Raw genomic sequence first — 23,591 nt, 5'->3', positions numbered from 1 at the left:
CGCGAAAGGCTGGTTAGCCTCCTGAATGACGAACGGCCCGATCGCAAATACGACCGGGCCGTCAAAGCGACACCGAAGCGCTACGCCGTTCGCGTCATTAAGAAATCACCTTAACTGAACGGCATTACACCCTTGAGGTGGCTTTTTTGTGCCTGAAATCTTCTCAGGACGCGCACCGCGAGTGCGCGCTTGCCTGCATGCTGATTACTTGCTGTAGTAGCCGCCCGAGAACACCATGTCGTCCGATTTCTCGAAGTAGACCGACTTGGCCTGGATTTCCTTGGTGACCGGATTCTGCCACTTGTAGTTAGACTTGCCCTTGCCGCTGGCTTTTGCCTGGGTCAGGATGTCCTTGATGAATTCTTTGCCGTCGGCGTCTTTCAGGGCCGACACGTCTTTGCCGATCAGCTTGGCATTGGTGCCGTGCGCGACGACTTTGCCGTTCATGTCGTAGACCGAGATATACAGGTCGCGGTCGACGAACTGGCCTTTGTTGTTCGACATTTCGGCCAGGGTCTTGTCCTTGCCGTTGGCCTTCAGGAACGCAACGGCCTTCTTGACCAGCGCGGTCGCCTCTTCAGCGGTGCCCTGCTCGGCAGCAAACGCGCCAGCGGACATGATCATTGCGGCCGAACATACCAGTACTTGCAGCAGCTTCTTCATTTTCAATCCCTTAGTTAGTTTTTTGACGTAACGTTGCGCTCCATTACTTTAGATATATTCACAGAAATTTTAAGTTCTGAAAAGAACTCTTTTTGGCGGCCGTATTTGTTCGATATCAAACCAACCGTGCAACGGCGCTCCCGTGCTATAAATGCAATAAACAATGGGAGGATGATATGGATCAAATGGACCGTCGCGCCGATGACCGGCGCCAGGATTACGACACTGCCGCCATGGTCGGCGAAGCACTGGCGTGCCAGCGCGCGTTTGGCGATGACGCCGCCCAGCGTTTCCTGAAAATGCGCGGCATCGAGGGAGAAGTCGCGCAGCAGGCGTTGCTGGACAACTACGACCGGCGCAAGCAGATCCGCCGCACGCCTGCGCAGTCAAGCAACTGAACTGTATTGCCGAGATATTGTCCGACACCTGAGCCAATCTCAGGTGAAGGAAATGCGCATGAACATTGAAAGCGACGCGCGCGTTGTCTATGATTTAGCCATGGAAGCGCGAATCGCAAGACTGGAAGTAGCGGTCGAATACATGCAGCGTGACATTGCCGAGCTGAAGGCAGATATACGCGCGATAAGGACCACGGACTTCCGCCTGATCTTCGGTGCGATCGTCACGGTCGCACTCGGAAATGCTGCACTGATGGCTAGAGGTTTCGGCTGGCTATAGCCGAATCGCTCCTCGCATCACGCCGGCACTGAACCTTCACGATACAAGCCCGCATACTTCATTCCAAAGAACAGGATGTACACGTAACAGGCGGCCGGCACCAGGAACGACAGGTGCAGTCCCGCCATGTCGGCCACGAGTCCCTGTACAAACGGCAGGATCGCACCGCCGACAATCGCCATGCACAACAGCCCCGAGCCCTGCCCGGTCGCCGGGCCCAGCTTGTGCAACGCCATGCTGAAGATGGTCGGGAACATGATCGAATTGCACAGCCCGACCGAGAGGATCGCCCACATCGCCAGCTGGCCCTCGCCGAACACAGCCACCAGGATCAACGCGATCGAGCACGCCGCGTTGAACGCCAGCGCCTTGCCCGGGCTGACATAGCGCATCACCGCAAAGCCGATGAAGCGGCCCACCATCGCTCCGCCCCAGTAATAGCTGACGTACGGCGCTGCTTCAGCCGCGCTCAGGCCAGCGACGCTGCCCTGCTCCAGGTAATTGATCAGGAAGCTGCCGATGCTGACCTCGCCGCCGACGTACACAAAGATACCGATGGCGCCGAGCACCAGATGGCGGTGGCGCAGCAGCGAACGCATCCCGCCCGCCTCGATAGCGCCATCCTGGGCGCCGATGCGCGGCAATCTGGCGAACGCGAAGAACAAGGCCAGGCACAGCAGCGACGCGGCCAGCACCAGGTAAGGCCCCTGCACCGCCGCCGCCTCGCTGGCGCGGTAGGCAAGTTTCCCGGCAGCCGGCAGCAGCTCGAATTCGGATGCGGTCAACACAGCGCCCGACAGGATCAGCATGCCGCCCAGCGCCGGCGCGACCGTGGTGCCGAGCGAATTGAAGGCCTGCGTCAAGGTCAGGCGGCTCGATGCCGTGGCCGGGTCGCCGAGTGCGGTAACGAAGGGATTCGCCGCCACCTGCAGGATCGTGATGCCAGATGCGAGAATGAAGAACGCCAGCAGGAACACCGCATAGCCGGACGTGGACGCGGGATAGAACAGCGCGCATCCGAGCGCCGCGATCACCAGCCCCGACACCACGCCAGCCTGGTAGCCGATGCGTTTGATCAGCGCGCCGGCTGGCAGCGACACGACAAAGTACGCACCAAAGAAACAGAACTGCACCAGCATCGCCTGCACGTAGGTAAGCGTATAGACCGACTTGAGGTGCGGGATCAGCACGTCGTTCAAGGAGGTCAGCAGGCCCCACATGAAAAACAGGATGGTGATGATGACCAGCGCGCCCGCATTGCCGCCGGTGCCATCCGTGGCGCCAGTCGCCTGTGAAGGTTGGGAAAAAGTCGCCACGGTGTCAGTCCTCTTGTCGGTGATAGCAAAACCTTGGCCGACAATATAACAGCCCTACACCGGCTTGATGAGGTAAACGCAGCGCCGCGCCCCGGACAGCATGTGCTCGGCGCGCTCGACTTTGCAGCCCGCGCCCAGCACCCGCTGGAAGATCTCCAGCTCCGACCGGCAGAAGTTCTGGCACGCGCTGGCGGCGGCGCAGATCGGGCAGTGGTTCTCGACCAGCAGCACGCTGCCGTCGTCGCGCACTTCGCTGTCGGCCATGTAGCCTTCGGCGTCGCGCGCTCCGGCCAGCACCGCGACACGGCCCGCAAGGCCGGGCACATCGTCGAGCAGCATGCTGTAGTGCGCTTCGATGGCCTGTTCGCGCGCCCCGATCAGGCGCTCGAGGCCTTCCTCCCCAAACACCGCGCGCGCCTGTTCGATCAGGTTCAGCGTCAGGTCGGCGTGGCGGTCCGGGAAGCGCGCGTGCCCGGCCGCCGTCAGCATCCAGCGCCGCGATGGCCGGCCCGCCTTGTCGGCCACGTCCTCGTGACTGGCCAGCCCCTTTTGCGCGGCCGCTTCCAGCTGGCGCCGCGCGCCCATCGACGTCAGCCCAAGCAGGACAGCCAGTTGCTGGGCGGTCTTGGGCCCGCGCGTCTTCAGCAGGAACAGCGTTTGTTCCGCAGTATTCATACTCCCCCCTCCTTGACGCCATCGGCGGCGAGTTCGCAGTGCCAGCCCTGCAAGCGCCAGCTGGCCCATGCGGCCAACACCGCGCCGAGCGCGAGCACCAGCCGCGTGTCGATCAGCGCCAGCACCGAACCGGCCACCGCCATCAGGATGTTGGCCAGGCAGAAGGTCGTCGACAGCAAGCCCATCACGGCACCCTGCCCATAGCCGCCGTAGCGTTCAGCGCACCAGCCCGGCACCACCGCGTTGTAATACGACATCGGCAAGCCAAACAGGACGATGGCCGCCATCCCGACGCGTGCGTCGCCCGCCGCTACCGTGCCGACGGCAATCGCCACGCCCAGCGCATTCACCGAAGCCAGCCGCAGCGGTGCGACGGTACTCGGGCGTCCGGCGAACAGCGACACCGACGTCATCACCGCGCACATGACGGCCGTGATCAGGGCGATGCCCTGGGCGTCGTACGCCGCCACCTCCACCAGCCACAGCGGATAGAACTCGTAGAAGGCGGTCACGCCGCAGGTCAGCGCAAGGTGGACGATGAACAGGCGGCGCAGCTCGTCATGCCGCAGCAGGTTCAGCGAGTGCTCATTGCGCGCCACCTGCCACCACGAGGTGGTCGCCGTCGATGCGGTTTCGCGCGGCAGCGCGGCAGCCACCAGCGCCGCCGACAGCAGCAGCGCGCCGGCCGCGATCCAGAACGGCACCGTCAAGCCGAAGCCAAGCGTGGCGGCGGCCATCAGCGGACCCACCAGCCAGCCCATATAGAAGGCGCCGTTCAGCCACGACATGGCGCGCAGCCGCAGCGAACCCGTCAGCCGGTCGGCCAGCAAGGCGCGCGCCACCGCGCTGCGCCCTTCCAGCAGGCCAGTGGCAAAGCGCGCGAACAGGAACAAGGGATACGATTCGATGACCAGCGCCAGCGCCGACACCGCGTGGCCGGCGGCGGCCCCGAACGAGGCCAGCAGCATCATGCGGCGCCGCCCGAAGCGGTCCGACAAGGGGCCCAGCACGGCCGAGCCGATCAGCAGCCCGAGCGGATTGATCGCCAGCGCAATACCCAGCAGCAGCTTGGGCGGCAGGTCCATGAACGCGTTCAGGCCGTTGGCCGCGCCCGACGCGAACAGTGGCGGCAGGATCGGGTACGGCAGCGCGGCGCCGACCGTGGACAACAGTGCCATCAGGCAGGCGGCGGCGATCAGGAGTGCGTGTTGCATGACTTGCCCGTGAATTGGTGACAAGCCACTATAAGCGACAGCTGGACAGTAAGTAAACTTAATTGTTTATTAACCCTGCCATGCGTCGGGTTGATGGCGCTACATGAACGGTATGGCGCAGGCATCGGCCGGCTTGCCGCCGGCATCGAGACGTTGCGCGCACAGGTCGTAGCCGATGCCGAAGTCGAGGCCGATGCGTGCGACCTTCCCGTACTGCAGCACCAGCGACTTGCGCACCGTCCGCTTCGCCGCCAGTGCGGCCACGTCAGCGGGAATCGCCAGCGCGACCTTTTCGCCGCCCTGCAGCGCTTCGTGGCGGCGATCGACGTCCAGCTCCAGCTGCACGTCCACGGCCACGCCACCGGCGACATGGCGCGGCGCCGACAGGATGCGCTGGGCCTTGAGCACGCCCCAGCTGCACACGCCGGCGGCGTCGCACAACTTGACCTGGGCCAGTGGAAACTGCTCGGTATGCCGGGTGAGCCCGGCTAGCGGCCAGGCGGTGCGCAGCGCGTCGGGCTTGTCGCTGACCGCATTGGTCCACGACAGGCTGTTGACCAGCGACACGGTGTGGCCGGTGCGCGCGGGGTCGTACGGGCCTGGCATGGCCGCGCATCCGGCCAGTGCCAGCAGCGCTGCGGCGGTAAGAAGAATAGATGGGCGCATGATGTCCTTCCTGTAAAGCTGGAAAATTTACAACACAGGGAGGGTAACAGCGAACGGACCACAGGCAGCGCGCGGCTGCGGGTAAAGCGGAGGGGTGAAACGCCAGCCGGCCGCGCGGGCCGGCTGGTGGGGAGATGCTTAGTCGAGCTTCCAGGCGTAGTCGACCTTGGTCCAGGTCTGCGCCGGGGCGCCGTCCTTGGTACCCGGCTTGAACTTGCACGCCGCCAGCGATTTCATCGCGGCCTTGTCCAGGTTCTTGAAGCCGCTGGTCTTGTCCAGCTTGGAGTCGGCCACGCTGCCGTCGGCGTTCACCAGGAACGACATCGACACGGTGCCCTGCTCTTCATTCATCAGCGAGGCTTTTGGATACTCAGCCTTGCAATTTTTGGGATCGAAGCTGGCCGGTACTTCGGCAGCGGCAACGGCATAGCCAACGCCCGACAGGGCCAGGGCGGCGATGAGACGGAGACAACGCTTATTCGTAGACATACCATTTCTCCCAAAAATTTTTATTCAGCCAGAGATCAGAGCGACCAGACGTAATCGACTTTGGTCCAGGTCTGCGCCACTGCGCCGTCCTTGGTGCCCGGCTTGAACTTGCATGCCGAGATCGCCTTGATCGCCGCCTTGTCCAGGTTCTTGAAGCCGCTGCTCTTTTCAACCTTCGACTCGACAACCTTGCCATCAGCCGATACCAGGAATGCCATGGTGACGGCGCCCTGCTCTTCATTCATCAGGGAAGTCTTCGGATACTCCGCCTTGCAGTTCTTCGCATCGAAACTAGCCGGTACTTCGGCTGCGAAACTGGTGCTGCTGACTGCCGCGATCATCAGGGCGGCGATGGTGCTGGTACGCTTGTTCATTTTTCTTAATCCCACATCGTTTAATAAAAAATCGTCAGACTACGACCACTTAAAACTCTTCCCACTCGTCGTTGCCGGCGGTGGATGCTGCAATCTTTTTCGGCTGGGCGGCCGGTGCCGCCGGGGCCGCTGCGCGGGCTGCCGGGCGCTTCAGCGCTGGCTTGGCCTTGGCGACGACCTGCCTGGCGGCCGGTGCTGCCGCTGCCAGCGGCGCTGCTTCCGCCACATGGATCTCTTCGCCTTCAACCAGCTTGAAGATGCTGACCACGCGGGCCAGTTCGCCGGCCTGGTCCTGCAGGCTCTGCGCTGCAGCGGCCGCTTCTTCCACCAGTGCCGCGTTCTGCTGGGTCATGCTGTCCATCTCGATGATCGACAGGTTGACCTGCTCGATGCCGGCCGACTGTTCCTGGCTGGCATTGGCGATCTCGCTCATGATGTCGGTCACGCGCTTGACGCTGGCAACCACTTCATCCATCGTCACGCCGGCCTGGCCGACCAGCTTGCTGCCGCGCTCGACCTTCTCTACCGAGTCGCCGATCAGGGTCTTGATTTCTTTCGCTGCCGCTGCCGAGCGCTGCGCCAGGTTGCGCACTTCCGACGCCACCACCGCGAAGCCGCGGCCTTGTTCGCCGGCACGTGCCGCTTCCACTGCCGCGTTCAGCGCCAGGATATTGGTCTGGAACGCGATGCCATCGATCACGCCGATGATGTCGACAATCTTGTTGGCCGAGGTGTTGATCGAACCCATGGTGTCGACCACTTGCGCCACCACCTCGCCACCCTTGCGGGCCACGTCCGAGGCGGTTGCGGCCAGCGCATTCGCTTCACGGGCATTGTCGGCGTTCTGCTTGACGGTCGAGGTCAGTTCTTCCATCGCCGACGCGGTCTTTTCCAGCGCGCTGGCTTGCATTTCAGTACGCGACGACAGGTCGATGTTGCCGGCTGCGATTTCACGCGATGCGGTGCCGATGGTCTCGGTGCCGCCGCGGACCTGGCCGACGATGCCTTTCAGGCTGTTGCGCATTTCGCGCACTTCCATCAGCAGGCTGCCCTGGGCTGCCTGGTCGGTGTCGATGCGGATCGACAGGTCGCCTGCGGCGATGCTGCTGGCGATCTTGGCGGTGTAATCCGGCTCGCCGCCCAGCTGCTTGAGCAGGCCGCGGGTGATGAACCAGGCTGCCAGGACGCCCATCGCGCCGGCCACCAGGCCCAGGATGATCATCATGTTGCGGGCATTCTGGAAGCCGCTTTCGGCGTCTGCCTGCGCCTGGGCGCTCATCTTTTCTTCCAGCGCGGCCAGCTTGTCCAGCCCTTCCATCCACTTCTTCTGCGGCGGACGGATTTCCTTGATTAGCACGCGGGTGGCCGACTCGGCGTCGTTACCCAGCCACAGTGCCGACGCCTTGCCGATTGCGGCCTGGGTCAGTGCTTCGCTTTCCTTGATCTGTACCAGCAGGGCCTTCTCTTCCGCCGAACCTTCGCGGGCGAACACGTCGCCCAGCTTCTTCTGCGCTTCAGCGTACTTGTCGGCGCGCGCCTTGATCTGGTTCATTTCCGGTTCCATGTCGGCCGGATCGGTCATCAGGGTCAGCACTTTCAGCGACGAGATACGGTCGCCGACGTTGTTGCGCATGTCGATGACGAGGCGGCTGACAACGTTGTTGACGCTTACCACGCGGTCGAGGCGGTCCTGGATCTGCGCCATGCGGAAGATGCCGACGATGGTCACCGCGACCAGGAAGAACAGGACGAGGGCAAAACCGAGCGCCAGGCGGGTGCCGACCTTCATGCTGGATAAATTCATTTCATGTCTTTTCTAATGGTACGTATTGATCGAATTCGCTCGGATCAGTGCGGCGCCGATCGCGCTTTTGATGCTCGACGGGCAACGCAAGGAACCTCCGCGTGTTTCCGTCAGGATAAATCAAAAAAATGACTGCGAATGCAAAAATAACGGCACAGGCATCAATTGTTTCGCGAGAACAACACCCATAAATCCAGGGAACAGGTTGCCCTAAAGAAACAACATGGTGATTATAGGATTTTATCTTGCTTTGAGGCAAGCAGAAACCTTGCCCTTACAAAAAGAACGGAGGATGTCGAAACGACAAGTGACGCCGTGAATCGGCGCTTGTCCAGAATGAGGAATGGGGTAAACGGGCGCCGCCGGACGGGGCGCGGGGGACCGGGACGCAGCGGCCCCGGTGTTGCATTTGCGCGTCAGACCTGCGGCAGGCGGGCGCAGGCGTCGAGCAGCAGGCGGGCGTCGCCCGAGGCCAGCCGGGCCGGATCGGACATCACCTGGCGGAAGCTGCGCGCCCCCGGCAAGCCTGCCATGATGCCCAGCATATGGCGGGTGATGGTGTTCAGCTTCAGGCCACGCGCGCCATGCTCGGCGATTTGCGCCTCTATATAATGGATCATCGCCTCGAGCACCTGGATGCGCGTCTTGACCGGCGCATCGTCGCCATAGAAGCGCGCGTCGTACTCGGCCATCAGGTAGGGATTATGGTAGGCCTCGCGGCCCAGCATGACGCCGTCCACATGTTCGAGGTGAGTGGCCACTTCGTCGGAAGTCTTGATGCCCCCGTTGATGATGATTTCCAGTTCAGGGAATTCCCGCTTGAGCTGGTAGGCCACCTCATAGCGCAGCGGCGGGATCTCGCGGTTTTCCTTCGGCGACAGGCCCTTCAGTACGGCATTGCGGGCGTGCACGATGAACGTGCTGCAGCCGGCATCGGCGATGGTGCCGACGAAGTCGCGCACGAAGCCATACTCCTCATTGCGGTCGATGCCGATCCGGTGCTTGACGGTCACGTCGATCGACACCGCATCGCGCATCGCCTTGACGCAGTCGGCGACCAGCTGCGGCTCGGCCATCAGGCAGGCGCCAAAAGCGCCCTTCTGCACCCGCTCGGAAGGGCAACCGCAGTTCAGGTTGATTTCATCGTAACCCCATTCCTGCCCAAGCTTTGCGCTTTTGGCAAGATCGGCCGGATCGCTGCCGCCCAGCTGCAGCGCGACCGGGTGTTCTTCCTCATTGAAGCGCAGGTGGCGCCCGACATCGCCGTACACCAGCGCGCCGGTCGTCACCATCTCTGTATACAGCCAGGTGTGGCGGGTGATCTCGCGGTGGAACTTGCGGCAGTGGCGATCGGTCCAGTCCATCATGGGGGCGACCGACAGCCGGCGGCCGCGGTAAGGCGTGGTTTTCTCGGTCACGGCGTGCTTCTACATAGAGTTAAAAATCAGGGCCCGTCATGATAGCGCAATCGCCGTCCGCCCGCCGGAAGCGGTCCGCCACAGCGGTCGAGGCGCCCCCTGGAAAATAATTCAAAAAATTTCCACATGGCATTTAATGGATCCGGAAGATCGGTCGTCTTGTACTCATGAGAGCGCAAGAAACGCGCTCCGGATGACAAACCCCACCCTATATCAGGAGCTTGACCATGCTGAGCCTTCACACTAACAGCGCTACTCTGTCCGCACAAAACTCGATCGGCCGCACCCAGCACAGCCTGTCGACCTCGATGACCCGCCTGTCGACCGGCTACCGCATCAACTCGGCAATGGACGACGCTGCCGGCCTGCAGATCGCAACCCGCCTGAAAGCCCAGACCAGCGGCATGGCCGTTGCCATGCGCAACACCCAGAACTCGACCTCGATGCTGCAGACCGCCGAAGGCGCGCTGGACGAAGTGTCGAACATGCTGACCCGCATGAAGGACCTGGCAACCCAGTCTGCCGACGCGTCCTCGAGCGCAGCCGACAAAACTGCGATGCAGGGTGAGTATGACTCGCTCGGTAAGGAACTGTCGAACATCATGAAAAACACCAGCTTCGGTAGCCAGGCGCTGATGGTGGGCGGCACGCTGGCGACCGCTGGCGGGATCACCTTCCAGATCGGCGCTTCGACGAGCGAAACCATGGTTCTGGACCTGGACGTCGAGTTCGGCGCTACCGCCACTGCGGGCTCCATCTCGAATGCGATCGAAGCCGCAACGTCCGTGTATGACTTACCGGCCGCGGCGGGTACCGAACTGACCACTGCGGCTGGCGCGACGATCGACCTCCTCTCGACCGCAATCAACACGGTTGCAGGCGCCCGTTCGAGCCTCGGTGCCGCAGCAAACCGCCTCGACCACGTCTATAACAACCTGGCAAACATCAGCACCAACACCAAGAACGCAACCGGCCGCATCATGGACGTCGACTTCGCCACCGAATCGTCGAACATGACCACCAAGCAGATGCTGATGCAAGCTGGTACCGCGATGCTCAAGCAGACCAACTCGATGTCGTCGATGGTCATGTCCCTGCTGCAGTAATACCCGCGTCGCGCCCGGCTGCCCAGCCGGGCCCGCATCGAGCCAGCCGGCACAACGGCTGGCTCTTTTTTTACCTATCGATTTGTTGCGCTTTTATGGCCATCCAATTCGCCCCCCTGCTTACCGTTGCCGCCACCCCACTCGCGCCAGCCGCGCAGCCCGGCGCGCACACCTTTCCGGCGCTGCAGGCCGCGCTGCCGGTGGTAGCGGCGCCGGCCGAGACGCCGCAGAACGCTGCCGTGGCGACCGCCACCGCTACCACCGCCAGCCTGGCCGACAGCGCGTCGATGCGGCCCGACCAGCTGTTCATGGCGCGCCAGCTCGCGTGGCCGGCGTTCGACGGCGCCGCCCTGGCGGCCGCATGGCGCGGCATGGTCAGCACCTATGGCTTGCAGCTGGCCGCAATGCAGCAGCAGGCGGCGGGCCACCATGTTCCGGGCGTTCTGTTGATGTCGGGCCAGTTCGCGGCCACGCAGCAGGCCGCACAGCAGCCAGCGCTGCAGTGGCATCCGGACGCCTGGCGTTTCGTCACCCCCGGCCCTGCCCGGCCGATGACCCTGCGCGTGCTCGCGGGCGGCCCCGACCAGCCGCCCGGACGGCGCCGCCGCGGCAAGGCCGCACTGCGGGTGGAACTGACTTTGGAAGATGGCATGCGCGCCACGGTGCAGCTCGAAGCGCTGCCTGAAGGCGTGATGATGGAACTGGCCGCGCCCTACACCGGCTCGCTCGAGCTGCTGCGCGCGGCGCTCCCTGGCATGCGCGAAGCGATTGCCCGCGCCGGTTTCACCCTGGTGCGCACCACCTTGCGCCATGCGCTCGCGCCGGCCCGCCCGGTGAACGACTCTCCCAGCGCATCGTCCCTGCCGGCCCCGCTGTTTCGCGCGATGGCCGACGTCGCCCTGCTGCTGGCGATGCCGGCCGAGGCCGCCGGGGACGACCCCGCCTAACCCACCGTCCCGATAATCGACACTTCGCGGTTTTCCGGAATTTCGTTATACGACAGCACGTGCAGGCCCGGCGCGAACAGGCGCGCGTAACGCGCCAGCAATGGGCGCACCTGCGGCAGCACCAGCAGTAGCGGCGGCGTCTGCTGCTGCTTCATCTGCTCGCGCGCGACCGGCATGTTCAGCTGCAGCTGCGACAGCAGCTGCGGGTCGATCGGGAAGTTATCCAGCGCGATCTTGCCGCCCTGGCGCGCCTGGTTCAGCGAACCAAGCAGCATATTCTCCAGCTCGCCTGACAGGTTAAACGCCGGCATGTCCTTCTTCTTGCCGAACAGCGCCGTGACGATCTGGCGGCGCAGCGCGCAGCGCACCTCGGCCGCCAGCAGGATCGGGTCCTTGGTCGTTTCCGAGCTGTCGAGCAAGGTGGTGGCGATCACCACGATGTCCTTCAGCGACACGTTCTCGGCCAGCAGCACGCGGAACACGCGCAGCAGCTGGGTGTGGGTCAGCGCCTTGTCGAGCGTGGCGGACAGCTTGGGCGACAGCGCCGTCAGGCGTTCCATCATGGCCGGCACATCTTCGTGGCGGAACAAGTCCGGCAGGTAGTCGCGCACCACTTTCGAGACGTGGGTGGCGATCGCGCTCGGCGCCTCGACCACCTGATAGCCGAGGCCCAGCGCATGCGCCTTCTGGTCCGGCGCGATCCAGGTCACGGCCATGCCGTAGGCCGGTTCGACCCCGGGAATGCCGTCCAGCTGGCCGTACACATTCGGCGACGGAATCGCCATCAGGTGGTCGGGCACGACTTCCGCCTCGGCCACCACGGTGCCGGACAACACGATCGTATATTGGGTCGGGCGCAGCGCCAGGTCGTCGCGCACCTGGATCGGCGGCAGCAGCAGGCCCATCGCTTCGGACAGGCTCTGGCGTACTCCCTTGATGCGCTTGGCCAGCGGCTCGCTCTGGGCCGGGTCGACCAGGCCGACCAGCTTGTAGCCGACCGCCACCGACAGCGGCTGCACGGCGGGCAGCTGCTGCCAGTCGAGTTCGGCCGGGCGCTCATCGCGCAGCGCGGCTTCGATCGCCGCCACCCTTGCGTGATCTGGCGCCTTGACCTGGGTATGCAGGCGGTAGCCGACATACCCGAGCACCGCCGCGAACAGCATGAACATCAGCCATGGCATGCCCGGGATCAGGGCCAGGATGACCATCATGCCGGCCGCCGAGAACAGCACCTGCGGCGAGGCCAGCAGCTGGCCGCCGACCTGCTGCTCGAAGTCGCCGGAGTCGCTGATGCGGGTCACCAGGATCGCCGCCGCTGCCGACAGCAGCAGCGCCGGGATCTGGGCCACCAGGCCGTCACCGATGGTCAGCAGCGCGTAGACGCGGAAGGCTTCGCCGAACGACAGGTCGTGCATCAGCGAACCGATCGCGACGCCGCCGACCATGTTGATGATCAGGATCAGGATACTGGCGACCGCGTCGCCGCGCACGAACTTGGAGGCGCCGTCCATGGCGCCGTAGAAGTCGGCTTCGGCGGCGACGTCGCGGCGCCGCACCTGCGCCTTTTCCTGGTTGATCAGGCCGGCGTTGAGGTCGGCGTCGATCGCCATCTGCTTGCCCGGCAGCGCGTCCAGCGTGAAGCGCGCCGATACTTCCGAGATGCGCTCGGCGCCCTTGGTCACGACCGCGAAGTTAATGATCATCAAAATGATGAACACCACCAGGCCAACGACGAAATTGCCGCCGATGACCACGTTACCGAATGCTTCGATCACCTGGCCGGCCGCGTGGGTGCCTTCATGGCCGTGCAGCAGCACCACCCGGGTCGAGGCCACGTTCAGTGTCAGCCTCAGCATCGTCGTGCCCAGGATCACGCTCGGGAACACCGAGAAGTCGAGCGGCCGCTTGGCCGACACGCTGACCAGGATCACGATCAGGGCCAGCACGATATTGAAGGTAAACAGCACATCGAGCAGCACCGGCGGCAGCGGCAGGATGATCATCGCCATGATGACCATCAGGAATGCCGGGGTGGCGAACTTGTGGCGCTTTATTTCGGCAAGCAAGCTGTTCAATAAACTCATGACGCGGGAACCTCACTCAGGTGGGGTGGTACGACCACCTCATTGGGAAAACGTGGCGGCGCAGTGCGCCGGCCGGAACGAAAAGCATTCAACTGTAATACGTAATTCAGCACTTGCGACACCGCCTGGTACAGCTGGGCAGGAATCTGCTGCTGCACCTGGCTGGTGTTGTAGATCGCGCGCGCCAGCGGCGGCAGCTCGAGCGTCTCGACGCCGTGCTTCCTGGCCACCTCGCGGATGAACAGCGCCATCTCGTCGAGGCCCTTGGCCACCACGAACGGCGCCTCGGCGCGGCCGGCGTCGTACTTCAGCGCCACCGCATAGTGCTCCGGGTTGACGATCACCACGTCGGCGGTCGGCACCGTCTTGGTCACGCTGCGCCGCGCCAGCTGCTGCTGGAGCTGGCGGATGCGCTGCTTCACTTCCGGCCGCCCTTCGCTGCTCTTGTGTTCTTCCTTGACGTCCTGCTTGCTCATGCGCTGGCCCTTGGCGAACAAGAAGGCCTGCACCGGTACGTCGAGCACGGCGAACAGCAGGAACACCATGCACATCGCCATCAGGCCGTCGAACATCAGGCCGGCGCCGTGCACGATCGCGTCCGTCAGGTTCATCTTTTGCAGCTCGACATAGGCGCGCATGCCGGACTCGCTGACATGCCACAGCACGAAGCCCAGCGCGACCGCCTTGCCGACCGAGGTCGCCACGCCGATCCAGTGCTTGGACGACATCAGGTTGCCCAGGTTCTTGGCCGGCGACAGCCGTTCCATCTTCGGCATCCAGTGCTTGGTGGTGATCACCCAGCCACCCGGGATCAAGGCGCCGACCGATACCGCGAACGGCACCAGCGCCAGCGGCAGCAGCATCTGCACCAGCAGCATCATCGAACTGGTGAACACGATCGACATCGTGTTTTCCATCGCGCCGTCCGCGCCCAGCTGCACGAACACCAGCCCGAACAGGCCGCGGAAGGACTCCAGGTAGGTCGGCAGGAACATCGTGAACACCTTCAGGCTGGCCAGGATGCCGATCGCCGTGGCCAGGTCGCGCGAGCGGACCACCTGCCCTTCGTCACGCGCCTTTTTCAGCTTCTGGTGTGAAGCCTTTTCGTTCTTATCGCCGCTACTGTTTTCAGCCACGGGCCGCTCCCATCTGCTGGCGCAGCATGTCCAGCACCTGGTTGGTCATCGCAATGTAGTGCTCCGGCAAAAAGCGCACCACCTGGATCAGCATCAGCAGGCCAAACAAGGTGGTCAGCGAAAAACCCAGCGAAAACAGATTCAGCGACGGCGCCACCCGGTTCAGGAAGCCGAAGCCGATCTGCACCACCAGCGTCGAAAACACGATCGGCAAGGCCAGCAGCATCGCCGCCGAGAAGATCCAGGCCGCGTTCAGCGCCACCGTGTTCAGCAGCAACGGCGCGTAGCCTTGCCCCACCGGCCAGGCCTTGAAGCTGGCGCCCATCACGCCGGCCAGAACCAGGTGGCCGTCGATCGAGAAGAACACCAGGATCGCCAGCATCGACAGCAGCAGCGACACCACGTCCGACGACGAACCGTTGATCGGGTCGTTCATCTGCGCCATCGAAAAGCCGATCTGCGACGACACCAGGTAGCCCACCATCGAAATCACCGACATCGAAAAATGCAGCGCCAGCCCGATCACGCCGCCGATCACGGCCTGCTCGATCGTGGCCACCACGCCGAGCATCGAAAACGGATCGATGGCGGCGTTGCCTGCCGCGACCGGCAGCAGCAGGAAGGCCAGCACCATCGACAGCAGCACGCGCACCGGCAGCGGCACCATCGCGTCGCCGATGATCGGCGCGGCGGACAGCAGCGCGAGGTTGCGCACGAACGGCCACCACAGCGCGTTCAGCAAAGGCAGCAGGTAGCCGGCCAGTTCCATTCGCCGCTAGCCGACCAGCACGGCCGCGCGCCGGAACACGGAGACGCAATAGTCCATCAGGTAGCCGGTCATCCAGTGGCCGGCCAGGATCACCGCCAGCAAGGTCACCAGCAGGCGCGGCAGGAAGCTGAGGGTCTGTTCGTTGATCTGGGTGGCGGCCTGGAACAGCGCCACGATCAGGCCCATCACCAGGCCCGGCACCACCAGCACCAGCACCAGCAGCATCACCACCTGCAGGGCGCCGGTGACCAGGTCGACTGCGATTTCGGGCGTCATCTATTCTCTCCAGGCGTCAGTAAGCGCGGATCGAGCCGACCAGGGTGCTCACGGTCAGGGTCCAGCCGTCCACCAGCACGAACAACAGCAGCTTGAACGGCAGCGAGATCACCAGCGGCGACAGCATCATCATGCCCATCGCCATCAGCACCGACGACACCACCAGGTCGATGATCAAGAACGGGATGAACAGCATGGCGCCGATCTGGAACGCGGTCTTCAGTTCCGACAGCACGAAGGCGGCCAGCTTGACCGTGAAGGCGCGCTGCTGCGGCGCCAGCGCGGCCGGTTCGCCCGCCAGCTGCGCGACCTGGGCCAGCGCGGCCTTGGAAGTTTGCGCCAGCATGAAGTTCGACACCGGCACTTCGGCGATTTTGAGCGCCTCCTGCATGCCGATCTGGTCTTTGTCGTAGGGCAGGAAGGCGTCGCGCCAGACGGTGTCGCCGACCGGGCGCATCACCAGCAAGGTCAGGATCAGCGCGATCCCGGTGATGATCCGGTTCGGCAAGCCCTGCTGCAGGCCGAGGGCCTGGCGCAGCAGCGACAGCACGATCACGAAACGGGTGAAGCTGGTCATCATCATGACCATGATGGGCAGCAGGCCCAGCAGGGTCATCAGGACCAGGATCTGCGACTTGACGGTCAGGTCGGTCTTGGAGCCGGGAATCACGCCGGCCAGCAAGTCCTGGGCCGAAGCGGGGACGCAAACGGCGAGCGCCAGCACGGCGGCCAGCGCCAGCGCCGGCCTGCCGCCAAAGCGGATGGTCATGAGGCGATCAGGTCGAGGTTGAGGCCGTCGAGATCGATTACCTTGAGGCCGTACTGCTCGCCGGCCACCACGACTTCGGCGCGCCCGATCGGGGTGCCGTTGACCTTGATGACCAGCGGCTCGCCGGCCAGCGCGTCGAGCGCGATGACCGAGGACGCGCCGATCGACATCAGTTCCTGCAGCGAGATGCGGGCCGAGCCCACTTCCAGCGTCAGGGTGACCGGGATCTTGCGCATCATCTGCGGCAGGTCGCGCGCGCGGCGCGGGGCGCCCGAGCGGGTCTGTTCGGTGTCGGCCGCAGCCGGTTCGTCGATGATCATGTCCTCGATGTCCGCGCCCAGTTCCTGACCCGGCAGTTCGTTCTGGTTGATATTCATTTACTCGGTGTCTTCAAAAGAGGTTAAACAGAGCGTGCCATTGTGCTCCGACACGGCTGCGGAGAACAGCGGCGACTCGTCGAGCAGCACCTGCGCACGGCCAAGGCTGACAGGAATGATATCCCCCAGCTTCAGCGCAAACAGCGTTTCCAGCGTGATTTCCTTGCTGACCAGGCGGCCGTCGAGGCGCACCTGCAGGGTCGAGCCCAGCGGCACGCCGGATTGGCGGGTGGCGCGTTCGCGCAGCCGCTCCGGCGCCAGGCCCTGCAGCACAGCCGCCATCAGCGCCTGGTCGAGGGTGATCCAGTACGTCAGCGGCTCGCCGCTGTGAATGTCGCGCAGGGTCACGCCGACCGTCCAGCTGCCGGCCACCGGCGCCAGCGCCGGACGCGGCTGGATCGGTGCGGCGGCGGCGATCGCTGCCGCACCCTGCCCTGCGCGGGCCAGGTTGGCGGCCACGCGCTGGGCCAGCACGACGCAAACCTGTTGCCCCAAAACAACAGCCAAACGTTCTTCGGTGGCCGTCACTTTGACGGTTGCCGGGTCCGGCGCGGGGCCTGGGGCCTGGCCGCGGCGGCCGTAACGGTAGTTAAGAATCGACAGCAAGCCGGCCCGTCCGATCGAAAACGCCATTGCGCCGGCGCTGCCGGCGAAGCCCAGCCAGCGGCCGGCCTGGCCCGGTTCGGGGGTGCGCACGAAGTCGACCGCGAGCAGCTCGAAAGCCTCCCAGTAGCGGCGCGCGCCGGCGACCCGCATGGCTGCGGCGAGGTCGTCGGTGAGCTGGGCGGCAAACTGCGGCAACAGGTGGACCGGACGGCCCAGCAGGCAGGGGTCGAGCACCTGGTGTTGCTGTGCGGAATTAGTGGAAGTTACAGTGGGCATCGGTTTCGGTTTCGGTTTCCGAACGTGGCAAAGTGGGCAACTCTTTGTTTTATTGGAGAAAACAGTATAGCAGAGCAAATTTCGCGCAGTGAACAAAAATTTCTCCTTGGCACTATAATTGCCATGCGGTAAGATAACCAGCGTAGCGCTCACGCTCTGTTCGCGCGCGCTTCATGCCACCTTGCTACGAAACATGGCAGTCCGGGAAGCAACATATGTGAATCGATAGCTTAGTTGGAACCCTGTTGGATTTTACCTACTCAGCAGCAATTACTTTCCCCAAATAAACTTTTTTTGATTTGCATCGAGCGCCGCTTGCCCCAGGCTTGCGCTTTCCCGGCCGAGTCCGCATTTCGCGACGTTAAGCTAGCGATAACTGATTGATTATTAACAGAAATACCACAGCAGGGGTTCACACACCATGGAAGTTGGAAAAACGACAGCGAACGATCTCGGCAGCCTGATCAAGGCCGACCTGGCGGCGCTCGCCAACGAAGCGGGCAGCCTCGCCAACAGCGCCGTGATGCCGGCCGCGCCGGTCTCCGGCCACGCCCTGCCCGCCAGCTTCTCCTTCACCCAGAGCATGAAAGACGCCCTCGCCGGCGTGAACCAGGAAGACAGCGCCGCCGCCGCCCGCATGGCCGACGTCGACAGCGGCAAGAGCGACGACCTGGTCGGCGCGATGCTGGCCAGCCAGCAAGCCAACCTGTCTTTCTCGATGCTGATGCAGGTCCGTAACAAAGTAATGGGCGCCGTCGACGAGCTGCTCAAGCTGCCGGTCTGACCAGGAAAAACACCGTGATCAACACCCTCAAATCTAGGTTCGCCGGCAAGGGCCTGGGCGCGATGCCCGCCATGCCGGCGGTCCTGCGCAACAACCTGGCGCCGATGCTGGTGCTGGCGATCGGCATCACCGGCGCCGTCATGATGTACATGTGGAGCGACCAGGCCAGCTACAAGCCGGTGTTCGGCGCGCGCGAAAAAGTCGCCGTCAGCGACATGATGACGGTGCTCGACGCCGAACAGATTCCTTATCGCCTGCATCCGGACAGCGGCCAGCTGCTGGTGCCGGACGCGATGCTGGGCAAGGTGCGCATGCTGCTGGCGTCGAAAGGCGTCACCGCCCAGCTGCCGGCAGGCCTCGAACTGATGGACAAGAACGACCCGCTGGGCGTATCGCAGTTCGTGCAGGACGTGCGCTTCCGGCGCGGCCTCGAAGGCGAGCTGGCGCAAAGCATCCTGTCGCTCGACGCCATCGCCTCGGCGCGCGTGCACCTGTCGATCGCCCGCTCGACCTCCTTCATCGCCAGCGACGGCGAGAAATCGTCGGCCTCGGTGGTGGTCGCAGTCAAGCCGGGCCGCACCCTGTCGAACGAACAGATCGCCGCCATCATCAACATGGTGGCGGGCAGCGTCTCCACGCTGGCGCCTGAGCGCGTCAGCCTGGTCGACCAGTCCGGCAACTACCTGTCCTCGCGCATCGACCTGAGCGAAGGCTTCGACGGCGCCAACCAGGGCGACGCCAGCGCCAAGCGCGTCACCGACACGGTGCGCGCCAACGTCAACGAACTGCTCGGCCCCGTCCTCGGCGCCGCCAACTTCAAACTCAGCGTGACCGCCGACATCGACAACGACAAGGTCGAGGAAACCTCGGAAAAGTACGGCGAAGCCCCGAAGGTCACCAGCGAAGCGATGCGCGAAGAGATGGAAAAGAGCCGCGTGGCGCTGGGGATTCCCGGCAGCCTGTCGAACCGTCCGCCGCAGGCCGAACCGGCCGCGCCCGGCGCAGATGGCAAGCCTGCCGACGACGGCAGCGCGCGCAAGAACGCCACCACCCGCCAGTACGCCTACGACCGCAACATCACCCAGATCAAACGCAGCCGCGGCCGCCTGAAAAAGCTCAGCGTCGCCGTCGTGCTGAACAACAGTTCGGCGCCGGGCAAGGCTGGCTGGAGCGCCGCCGAACTGGCCTCGTTCGACAAGATCCTGCGCAGCGGCCTGGGCATCGACGCCGCGCGCGGCGACGTGCTGGCCGTGTCCGCCCTCGCCTTCCCGAAGCCGGTAGCGCCGGTGCAGTGGTGGGAAGAGCGCGACACCATCGTCGACATCAGCAGCTGGGTACTCTGGCTGGTCGGCGCGATCCTCGCCTACTTCCTGCTTGCCCGTCCGTTGCTGCGCCTGCTCACCGCACGCTTCAGCGCACCAGCCGCCAAGCCTGACACCGCCGCACTGGCCGCACCGGCAACGGCCGGCGCGCTGCCGGCGCCTGCGATGGCCGACGCTGTCAACGCCGACGGCACTGCCGCGCCGGCGCTGGCGACCCCGATGCCGGTGGTGCCGCTGCTTGAAAATTACGACCTGCCGCCCTCCGGTTCGGCAGTCGATGTGATGGTCGACCACCTGAAGGTCCTGGCCGGCAAGGAGCCGGAACGGGTCGCTGAAGTCGTCAAACAATGGATGCAGAAAAATGGCCGAACAGGACAATAACTACGACGAAGACGACGGCGTGCAGACGCTGTCGCCGGTTGAACAGGCGGCCATCGTCCTGCTGAGCATTGGCGAAGAGCCGGCTGCCGCCGTGCTGCGCTGCCTCGACCGCGAAGAGCTGATCGAAGTGACCCAGGTGATGTCGCGCATGAGCGGCATCAAGGTCGACTCGGTGCGCGAAGCGATGCAGAACTTCTTCGACGACTACCGCCAGCAGAGCGGCGTGCACGGCGCCTCGCGCAGCTACCTCAAGCGCTCGCTCGACCTGGCGCTTGGCAGCGACATCGCCAACAGCGTCCTGAACAACATCTACGGCGACGCGATCCGCCCGATGATGGCGCGCCTGCAGTGGGCCTCGCCGAAATGGCTGGCCGACTACGTCGCCAACGAACACGTGCAGATGCAGGCGGTGTTCCTGGCCTTCCTGCCGCCGGCGCTGGCCGGCCAGATCCTCGAAGCGCTGCCGGTCGAAGGCCGTGACCTGGTGCTGCTGAACCTGGCCCGCCTCGACGAAATCGACCGCGACCTGCTGGCCGAACTGGAACAGCTGGTGGACCGCTGCCTGTCCGCGCTCGACACCCAGAGCGCCAGCGTCGAAGGCGTGCGCCAGGTCGCCGAAATCCTCAACCGCCTGCCGGGCAACCGCGCCGGCATGGTCGAACTGCTGCGCGCCCACGATCCGGAAGTGGTCTCCGAAATCGAGATGAGCATGTACGACTTCTTCATCCTGTCGCGCCAGACCGAGCAGACCCTCATCCGCATCCTCGACGACGTCCCGCTCGACCAGTGGGCGATCGCGCTCAAGGGCGCCGAGCCTGCCGTGCGCGAGGCCATCCTGACCTCGATGCCGCGCCGCCAGGCCCAGAGCTTCGAGGACCTGATGCGCCGCTCCGGCCCTGTGCCGATGAGCCGCATCGAGCAGACCCGCAAGGACATCATGGCCACCGTCAAGGGCCTGGCCGATTCGGGCGACATCGAGATCCAGCTGTTCGCCGAGGCAGTCGTCGAATGAAGCACTTCCGTCCTTACCACTTCCCGTCACTGACGCCGCGCGGCCCGGCCGGCGTGCTGCCGCCGTCGCCGGATGCGTCGGGCCAATGGCAGGACGCCGTCGACGACGGCTTCAAACAGGGACAGCAGGAAGGCTTCGACGCCGGCTACGACGCCGGCCGTGAACAAGGCCTCGCCGCCGGCCACGCCGAAGGCCTGGCCCAGGGCCTCGCCGAAGGCCGCCGCCAGGCCCAGCTGGCGTACGAGCAGGCCGCCAAGCCGGTCGAGAACATGCTCAAGGCGCTCAGGAAGCTGCGCACCGATTACCGTGCGGCCCAGAGCAAGGAAGTCGTTGAACTGGTCGGCAAGGTCGCGCGCCAGGTGATCCGCGCCGAACTGGCGCTGCAGCCGGTCCAGCTGCTCGCGCTGGTCGACGAGACGCTGGCCGCGATGCCGCCGACGCGCGAACAGGTCGAGGTCTACCTGAATCCGGAAGAACTGAAACGCATCAACGAACTCGATCCGAAACGCGCCAAGAAATGGAACCTGCTGGCCGACCCTGCGATGCAGCCGGGCGAATGCCGCGTGCGCGCCGGCGACCATGAAGTCGACGCCGGCTGCCACGGCCGCCTGGTCGCGGTCATGGCGCAGGTCACCACCCAGCTTGAGTCGGCGGCCGGACACGCCCCTGAGGAACTGGCGGCATGATGGCACTCGCCGACACCCTGCGCTCACTCGAAATCGGCGACGTGCCGGTTGCGACCCCGACCGGCCGCCTGGTCGGTGCGTCGGGGCTGCTGCTCGAGAGCGTCGGCTGCCGGCTGCACACGGGCCAGCGCTGCCGCATCGAGACCGTGTCGGGCGAGTGGCTCGACGCGCAGGTGGTCGGCTTCCGCGAAAAAGTGTCTTACCTGATGCCGTTCAAGCAGGCCGCCGGCCTGTCGACCGGCGCCCGCGTGCTGCCCGCGCCGACCGCCACCGCGCTGCAGATCGGCGACTCCTGGCTTGGCCGCATGGTCAATGGCCTGGGCGAGCCGATCGACGACCTCGGGCGCCTCGGCGGCGAGCACCGCCTCGAACCGGTGCCGCCGCGCGTCAACCCGCTGCGCAAGCAGCCGGTGTCCGAACCGCTCGACGTCGGCGTGCGTGCGATCAATTCGATGCTCACCATCGGCAAGGGCCAGCGCGTCGGCCTGATGGCCGGCAGCGGCGTCGGCAAGAGCGTGCTGCTTGGCCTGATCACGCGCCAGACCGTGGCCGACGTGGTCGTGGTCGGCCTGATCGGCGAACGTAACCGCGAGGTGCGCGAATTCGTCGAGATGTCGCTGGGTGAAGACGGCCTGAAAAAAGCGGTGCTGGTGGTCGCCCCGGCCGACGACTCGCCGCTGATGCGCATCCGCGCCACCGAGTTGTGCCACGCCGTGGCCGCGCACTACCGCGACCAGGGCAAGAACGTTCTGCTGCTGGTCGACTCGCTGACCCGCTACGCGATGGCGCTGCGCGAAGTCGCACTGGCGCTGGGCGAGCCGCCCGCCACCCGCGGCTATCCGCCGTCGGTGTTCTCGGCGCTGCCGCAGCTGGTCGAAAGCGCCGGCAACGGCGAAAACCCGCTTGGCTCCATGAGCGCCATCTACACCGTGCTGGCCGAAGGCGACGACCAGCAGGATCCGGTGGTCGACACGGCCCGCGCGATTCTCGACGGCCACATCGTGCTGACGCGCGAACTGGCCGAACGCGGCCACTACCCCGCCATCGACGTGGCCCAGTCGATCAGCCGCTGCATGGCCCAGGTGGTGCCGCAGGCGCACGCGCTGGCCGCGCGCAAGCTGAAGGCCTCGATGGCGCGCCATGCGCGCGTGCGCGACCTGATCCCGCTCGGCGCCTACGTGCCCGGCGCCGACCCGGTCACCGACCTGGCGGTGCGCCTGCAGCCGCACATCGAAACCTTCCTGTCGCAGGGCACGCGCGAAGCGGCCCCGCTGTCGGTCTGTATCGAACAACTTGAAGCGATGATGGCATGAGCCTGAAGAACACAATCAACAGCCTCGGCACCCTGGTGCACCTGCGCAGCATCGAAGTCGACCGCCTGCAGGCGGAGATGGCGGCGCAGCAGGCCACCAGCGCGCGCTACCGCGCCAACCTCGTACGCCTCGAAGGCCTGGCCGAAGGCAGCGGCCCGTCGGGCGCACTGCCGCTGGCGCTTGCGCTGAACGTCGGCCAGTACAAGCAGGCAGTGATGCAGCTGGCCGACACCCACCGCACCGACCTTAGCCTGCACGAGGCAAACATGGCGGTGTCGCAGCGCGCATTGACGTCGGCATGGACGCGGCGCGAGCTGCTCGGCCAGGTGCTGGAACAGAAGAAGGATGTGGCCGATCTCGCGCAGCAGCGCGTCGACCGCAAGCGCCAGGACGACCTGGCCACCCAGGCCTGGATGGCCGGACAAAACAAATAACACGAACCGAAAAGGG

At 64.8% G+C, this 23,591-nt stretch carries 26 protein-coding genes; 10 read left to right on the top strand and 16 right to left on the bottom strand.

What is annotated here, in order from left to right; genetic code table 11:
* Positions 1-204: 204 nt before the first annotated feature.
* Positions 205-663, bottom strand: coding sequence for a cache domain-containing protein (locus HHL21_RS20090; protein WP_169469223.1), 459 nt, complete (start codon positions 661-663; stop codon positions 205-207).
* 176 nt (positions 664-839) lie between these two features.
* On the opposite strand from HHL21_RS20090, the gene HHL21_RS20085 reads away from it, so the two are divergent.
* Together HHL21_RS20085 and HHL21_RS20080 are read left to right on the top strand one after the other, a co-directional pair.
* Positions 840-1,061 carry a hypothetical protein gene (locus HHL21_RS20085; RefSeq protein WP_169469221.1) on the top strand — a complete coding sequence of 74 codons (222 nt, stop codon included), beginning with the start codon at positions 840-842 and terminating at the stop codon, positions 1,059-1,061.
* Between the two features lie 58 nt (positions 1,062-1,119).
* The gene (locus HHL21_RS20080) at positions 1,120-1,341 is read left to right on the top strand and encodes a hypothetical protein (RefSeq protein WP_229496612.1); all 222 of its coding nucleotides are present in this window, start codon (positions 1,120-1,122) and stop codon (positions 1,339-1,341) included.
* Between the two features lie 17 nt (positions 1,342-1,358).
* Here the strand turns inward: HHL21_RS20080 and HHL21_RS20075 are convergent, their stop codons facing one another.
* The 8 genes from HHL21_RS20075 to dusA form a co-directional block, all read right to left on the bottom strand.
* On the bottom strand, positions 1,359-2,657 hold the full coding sequence (locus HHL21_RS20075; protein ID WP_370659768.1) for a sugar MFS transporter: 1,299 nt from the start codon (positions 2,655-2,657) through the stop codon (positions 1,359-1,361).
* A gap of 54 nt (positions 2,658-2,711) precedes the next feature.
* Positions 2,712-3,332, bottom strand: a complete 621-nt coding sequence (locus tag HHL21_RS20070) for a helix-turn-helix transcriptional regulator (protein ID WP_169469220.1) — start codon at positions 3,330-3,332, stop codon at positions 2,712-2,714.
* A complete protein-coding gene (locus HHL21_RS20065) occupies positions 3,329-4,546 on the bottom strand; it encodes an MFS transporter (protein WP_169469218.1) in 1,218 nt (405 codons plus the stop codon). Before HHL21_RS20065 ends, HHL21_RS20070 begins: the two co-directional genes overlap by 4 nt.
* Positions 4,547-4,645: 99 nt before the next feature.
* The gene (locus HHL21_RS20060) at positions 4,646-5,212 is read right to left on the bottom strand and encodes a hypothetical protein (RefSeq protein ID WP_169469216.1); all 567 of its coding nucleotides are present in this window, start codon (positions 5,210-5,212) and stop codon (positions 4,646-4,648) included.
* Between the two features lie 138 nt (positions 5,213-5,350).
* On the bottom strand, positions 5,351-5,701 hold the full coding sequence (locus HHL21_RS20055) for an energy transducer TonB (protein WP_169469214.1): 351 nt from the start codon (positions 5,699-5,701) through the stop codon (positions 5,351-5,353).
* Between the two features lie 35 nt (positions 5,702-5,736).
* Entirely contained in the window at positions 5,737-6,075 is a 339-nt protein-coding gene (locus tag HHL21_RS20050) for an energy transducer TonB (protein ID WP_169469212.1), read from the bottom strand.
* 49 nt (positions 6,076-6,124) lie between these two features.
* The gene (locus tag HHL21_RS20045) at positions 6,125-7,879 is read right to left on the bottom strand and encodes a methyl-accepting chemotaxis protein (RefSeq protein WP_229496610.1); all 1,755 of its coding nucleotides are present in this window, start codon (positions 7,877-7,879) and stop codon (positions 6,125-6,127) included.
* Positions 7,880-8,295: 416 nt separating this feature from the next.
* The gene (gene dusA / locus HHL21_RS20040) at positions 8,296-9,297 is read right to left on the bottom strand and encodes a tRNA dihydrouridine(20/20a) synthase DusA (RefSeq protein WP_370659767.1); all 1,002 of its coding nucleotides are present in this window, start codon (positions 9,295-9,297) and stop codon (positions 8,296-8,298) included.
* Between the two features lie 227 nt (positions 9,298-9,524).
* Here dusA and HHL21_RS20035 point away from each other — a divergent pair, with 227 nt between their 5' ends.
* Complete coding sequence (locus HHL21_RS20035) at positions 9,525-10,403, top strand: flagellin N-terminal helical domain-containing protein (RefSeq protein ID WP_169469210.1); 879 nt, start codon at positions 9,525-9,527, stop codon at positions 10,401-10,403.
* Between the two features lie 95 nt (positions 10,404-10,498).
* On the top strand, positions 10,499-11,350 hold the full coding sequence (locus HHL21_RS20030) for a hypothetical protein (protein WP_169469207.1): 852 nt from the start codon (positions 10,499-10,501) through the stop codon (positions 11,348-11,350).
* Here HHL21_RS20030 and HHL21_RS20025 read toward each other — a convergent pair.
* Genes HHL21_RS20025 through HHL21_RS19995 form a run of 7 tightly spaced genes read right to left on the bottom strand, consistent with a single transcriptional unit; the run spans position 11,347 to position 17,643 of the window.
* Entirely contained in the window at positions 11,347-13,434 is a 2,088-nt protein-coding gene (locus HHL21_RS20025; protein ID WP_169469205.1) for a flagellar biosynthesis protein FlhA, read from the bottom strand. The two genes, HHL21_RS20030 and HHL21_RS20025, sit on opposite strands and share 4 nt — an antisense overlap.
* On the bottom strand, positions 13,431-14,570 hold the full coding sequence (locus tag HHL21_RS20020; RefSeq protein WP_169469202.1) for an EscU/YscU/HrcU family type III secretion system export apparatus switch protein: 1,140 nt from the start codon (positions 14,568-14,570) through the stop codon (positions 13,431-13,433). The genes HHL21_RS20025 and HHL21_RS20020 overlap by 4 nt, the downstream gene beginning before the upstream one ends.
* Entirely contained in the window at positions 14,563-15,339 is a 777-nt protein-coding gene (gene fliR / locus HHL21_RS20015; RefSeq protein WP_169469199.1) for a flagellar biosynthetic protein FliR, read from the bottom strand. Before fliR ends, HHL21_RS20020 begins: the two co-directional genes overlap by 8 nt.
* A 6-nt stretch (positions 15,340-15,345) precedes the next feature.
* Entirely contained in the window at positions 15,346-15,615 is a 270-nt protein-coding gene (gene fliQ / locus HHL21_RS20010) for a flagellar biosynthesis protein FliQ (protein WP_169469197.1), read from the bottom strand.
* 16 nt (positions 15,616-15,631) lie between these two features.
* Complete coding sequence (gene fliP, locus HHL21_RS20005; RefSeq protein ID WP_169469195.1) at positions 15,632-16,384, bottom strand: flagellar type III secretion system pore protein FliP; 753 nt, start codon at positions 16,382-16,384, stop codon at positions 15,632-15,634.
* Positions 16,381-16,761: a FliM/FliN family flagellar motor switch protein gene (locus tag HHL21_RS20000; protein ID WP_206085941.1), complete on the bottom strand. Its 381-nt coding sequence runs from the start codon at positions 16,759-16,761 to the stop codon at positions 16,381-16,383. Before HHL21_RS20000 ends, fliP begins: the two co-directional genes overlap by 4 nt.
* A complete protein-coding gene (locus tag HHL21_RS19995) occupies positions 16,762-17,643 on the bottom strand; it encodes a hypothetical protein (RefSeq protein ID WP_169469193.1) in 882 nt (293 codons plus the stop codon).
* A 421-nt stretch (positions 17,644-18,064) separates the two neighbouring features.
* Between HHL21_RS19995 and fliE the strand changes: the two genes are divergently transcribed.
* The 6 genes from fliE to HHL21_RS19965 are packed head-to-tail and all read left to right on the top strand — an operon-like array spanning position 18,065 to position 23,575.
* Complete coding sequence (fliE, locus tag HHL21_RS19990) at positions 18,065-18,427, top strand: flagellar hook-basal body complex protein FliE (protein WP_206085939.1); 363 nt, start codon at positions 18,065-18,067, stop codon at positions 18,425-18,427.
* A gap of 14 nt (positions 18,428-18,441) precedes the next feature.
* On the top strand, positions 18,442-20,130 hold the full coding sequence (gene fliF / locus HHL21_RS19985) for a flagellar basal-body MS-ring/collar protein FliF (protein ID WP_370659766.1): 1,689 nt from the start codon (positions 18,442-18,444) through the stop codon (positions 20,128-20,130).
* Positions 20,111-21,142 (top strand): flagellar motor switch protein FliG, encoded by a 1,032-nt coding sequence (locus HHL21_RS19980; protein ID WP_169469191.1) that lies wholly within the window; start codon positions 20,111-20,113, stop codon positions 21,140-21,142. Before fliF ends, HHL21_RS19980 begins: the two co-directional genes overlap by 20 nt.
* The gene (gene fliH, locus HHL21_RS19975; RefSeq protein WP_169469187.1) at positions 21,139-21,828 is read left to right on the top strand and encodes a flagellar assembly protein FliH; all 690 of its coding nucleotides are present in this window, start codon (positions 21,139-21,141) and stop codon (positions 21,826-21,828) included. The genes HHL21_RS19980 and fliH overlap by 4 nt, the downstream gene beginning before the upstream one ends.
* Positions 21,825-23,141 (top strand): flagellar protein export ATPase FliI, encoded by a 1,317-nt coding sequence (gene fliI, locus HHL21_RS19970; protein ID WP_169469184.1) that lies wholly within the window; start codon positions 21,825-21,827, stop codon positions 23,139-23,141. The genes fliH and fliI overlap by 4 nt, the downstream gene beginning before the upstream one ends.
* Positions 23,138-23,575 carry a flagellar FliJ family protein gene (locus tag HHL21_RS19965; protein WP_169469180.1) on the top strand — a complete coding sequence of 146 codons (438 nt, stop codon included), beginning with the start codon at positions 23,138-23,140 and terminating at the stop codon, positions 23,573-23,575. Before fliI ends, HHL21_RS19965 begins: the two co-directional genes overlap by 4 nt.
* Positions 23,576-23,591 lie beyond the last annotated feature (16 nt).

This window comes from Massilia polaris (assembly GCF_012927275.1).
Lineage (GTDB): Bacteria > Pseudomonadota > Gammaproteobacteria > Burkholderiales > Burkholderiaceae_D > Telluria_A > Telluria_A polaris.
The sequence above is the reverse complement of the archived record's forward strand: the minus strand, read 5'-3'. Positions and strand labels throughout refer to the sequence as shown.

Bases quoted from the DNA above. Each gene is read 5' to 3' on its own strand.
- HHL21_RS20090 (WP_169469223.1), bottom strand. From the start codon at position 663: ATGAAGAAGCTGCTGCAAGTACTGGTATGTTCGGCCGCAATGATCATG.
- HHL21_RS20085 (WP_169469221.1), top strand. From the start codon at position 840: ATGGATCAAATGGACCGTCGCGCCGATGACCGGCGCCAGGATTACGAC.
- HHL21_RS20080 (WP_229496612.1), top strand. From the start codon at position 1,120: ATGAACATTGAAAGCGACGCGCGCGTTGTCTATGATTTAGCCATGGAA.
- HHL21_RS20070 (WP_169469220.1), bottom strand. From the start codon at position 3,332: ATGAATACTGCGGAACAAACGCTGTTCCTGCTGAAGACGCGCGGGCCC.
- HHL21_RS20065 (WP_169469218.1), bottom strand. From the start codon at position 4,546: ATGCAACACGCACTCCTGATCGCCGCCGCCTGCCTGATGGCACTGTTG.
- HHL21_RS20060 (WP_169469216.1), bottom strand. From the start codon at position 5,212: ATGCGCCCATCTATTCTTCTTACCGCCGCAGCGCTGCTGGCACTGGCC.
- HHL21_RS20055 (WP_169469214.1), bottom strand. From the start codon at position 5,701: ATGTCTACGAATAAGCGTTGTCTCCGTCTCATCGCCGCCCTGGCCCTG.
- HHL21_RS20050 (WP_169469212.1), bottom strand. From the start codon at position 6,075: ATGAACAAGCGTACCAGCACCATCGCCGCCCTGATGATCGCGGCAGTC.
- HHL21_RS20045 (WP_229496610.1), bottom strand. From the start codon at position 7,879: ATGAATTTATCCAGCATGAAGGTCGGCACCCGCCTGGCGCTCGGTTTT.
- HHL21_RS20035 (WP_169469210.1), top strand. From the start codon at position 9,525: ATGCTGAGCCTTCACACTAACAGCGCTACTCTGTCCGCACAAAACTCG.
- HHL21_RS20030 (WP_169469207.1), top strand. From the start codon at position 10,499: ATGGCCATCCAATTCGCCCCCCTGCTTACCGTTGCCGCCACCCCACTC.
- HHL21_RS20025 (WP_169469205.1), bottom strand. From the start codon at position 13,434: ATGAGTTTATTGAACAGCTTGCTTGCCGAAATAAAGCGCCACAAGTTC.
- fliR (WP_169469199.1), bottom strand. From the start codon at position 15,339: ATGGAACTGGCCGGCTACCTGCTGCCTTTGCTGAACGCGCTGTGGTGG.
- fliQ (WP_169469197.1), bottom strand. From the start codon at position 15,615: ATGACGCCCGAAATCGCAGTCGACCTGGTCACCGGCGCCCTGCAGGTG.
- fliP (WP_169469195.1), bottom strand. From the start codon at position 16,384: ATGACCATCCGCTTTGGCGGCAGGCCGGCGCTGGCGCTGGCCGCCGTG.
- HHL21_RS20000 (WP_206085941.1), bottom strand. From the start codon at position 16,761: ATGAATATCAACCAGAACGAACTGCCGGGTCAGGAACTGGGCGCGGAC.
- HHL21_RS19995 (WP_169469193.1), bottom strand. From the start codon at position 17,643: ATGCCCACTGTAACTTCCACTAATTCCGCACAGCAACACCAGGTGCTC.
- fliE (WP_206085939.1), top strand. From the start codon at position 18,065: ATGGAAGTTGGAAAAACGACAGCGAACGATCTCGGCAGCCTGATCAAG.
- HHL21_RS19980 (WP_169469191.1), top strand. From the start codon at position 20,111: ATGGCCGAACAGGACAATAACTACGACGAAGACGACGGCGTGCAGACG.
- fliH (WP_169469187.1), top strand. From the start codon at position 21,139: ATGAAGCACTTCCGTCCTTACCACTTCCCGTCACTGACGCCGCGCGGC.
- fliI (WP_169469184.1), top strand. From the start codon at position 21,825: ATGATGGCACTCGCCGACACCCTGCGCTCACTCGAAATCGGCGACGTG.
- HHL21_RS19965 (WP_169469180.1), top strand. From the start codon at position 23,138: ATGAGCCTGAAGAACACAATCAACAGCCTCGGCACCCTGGTGCACCTG.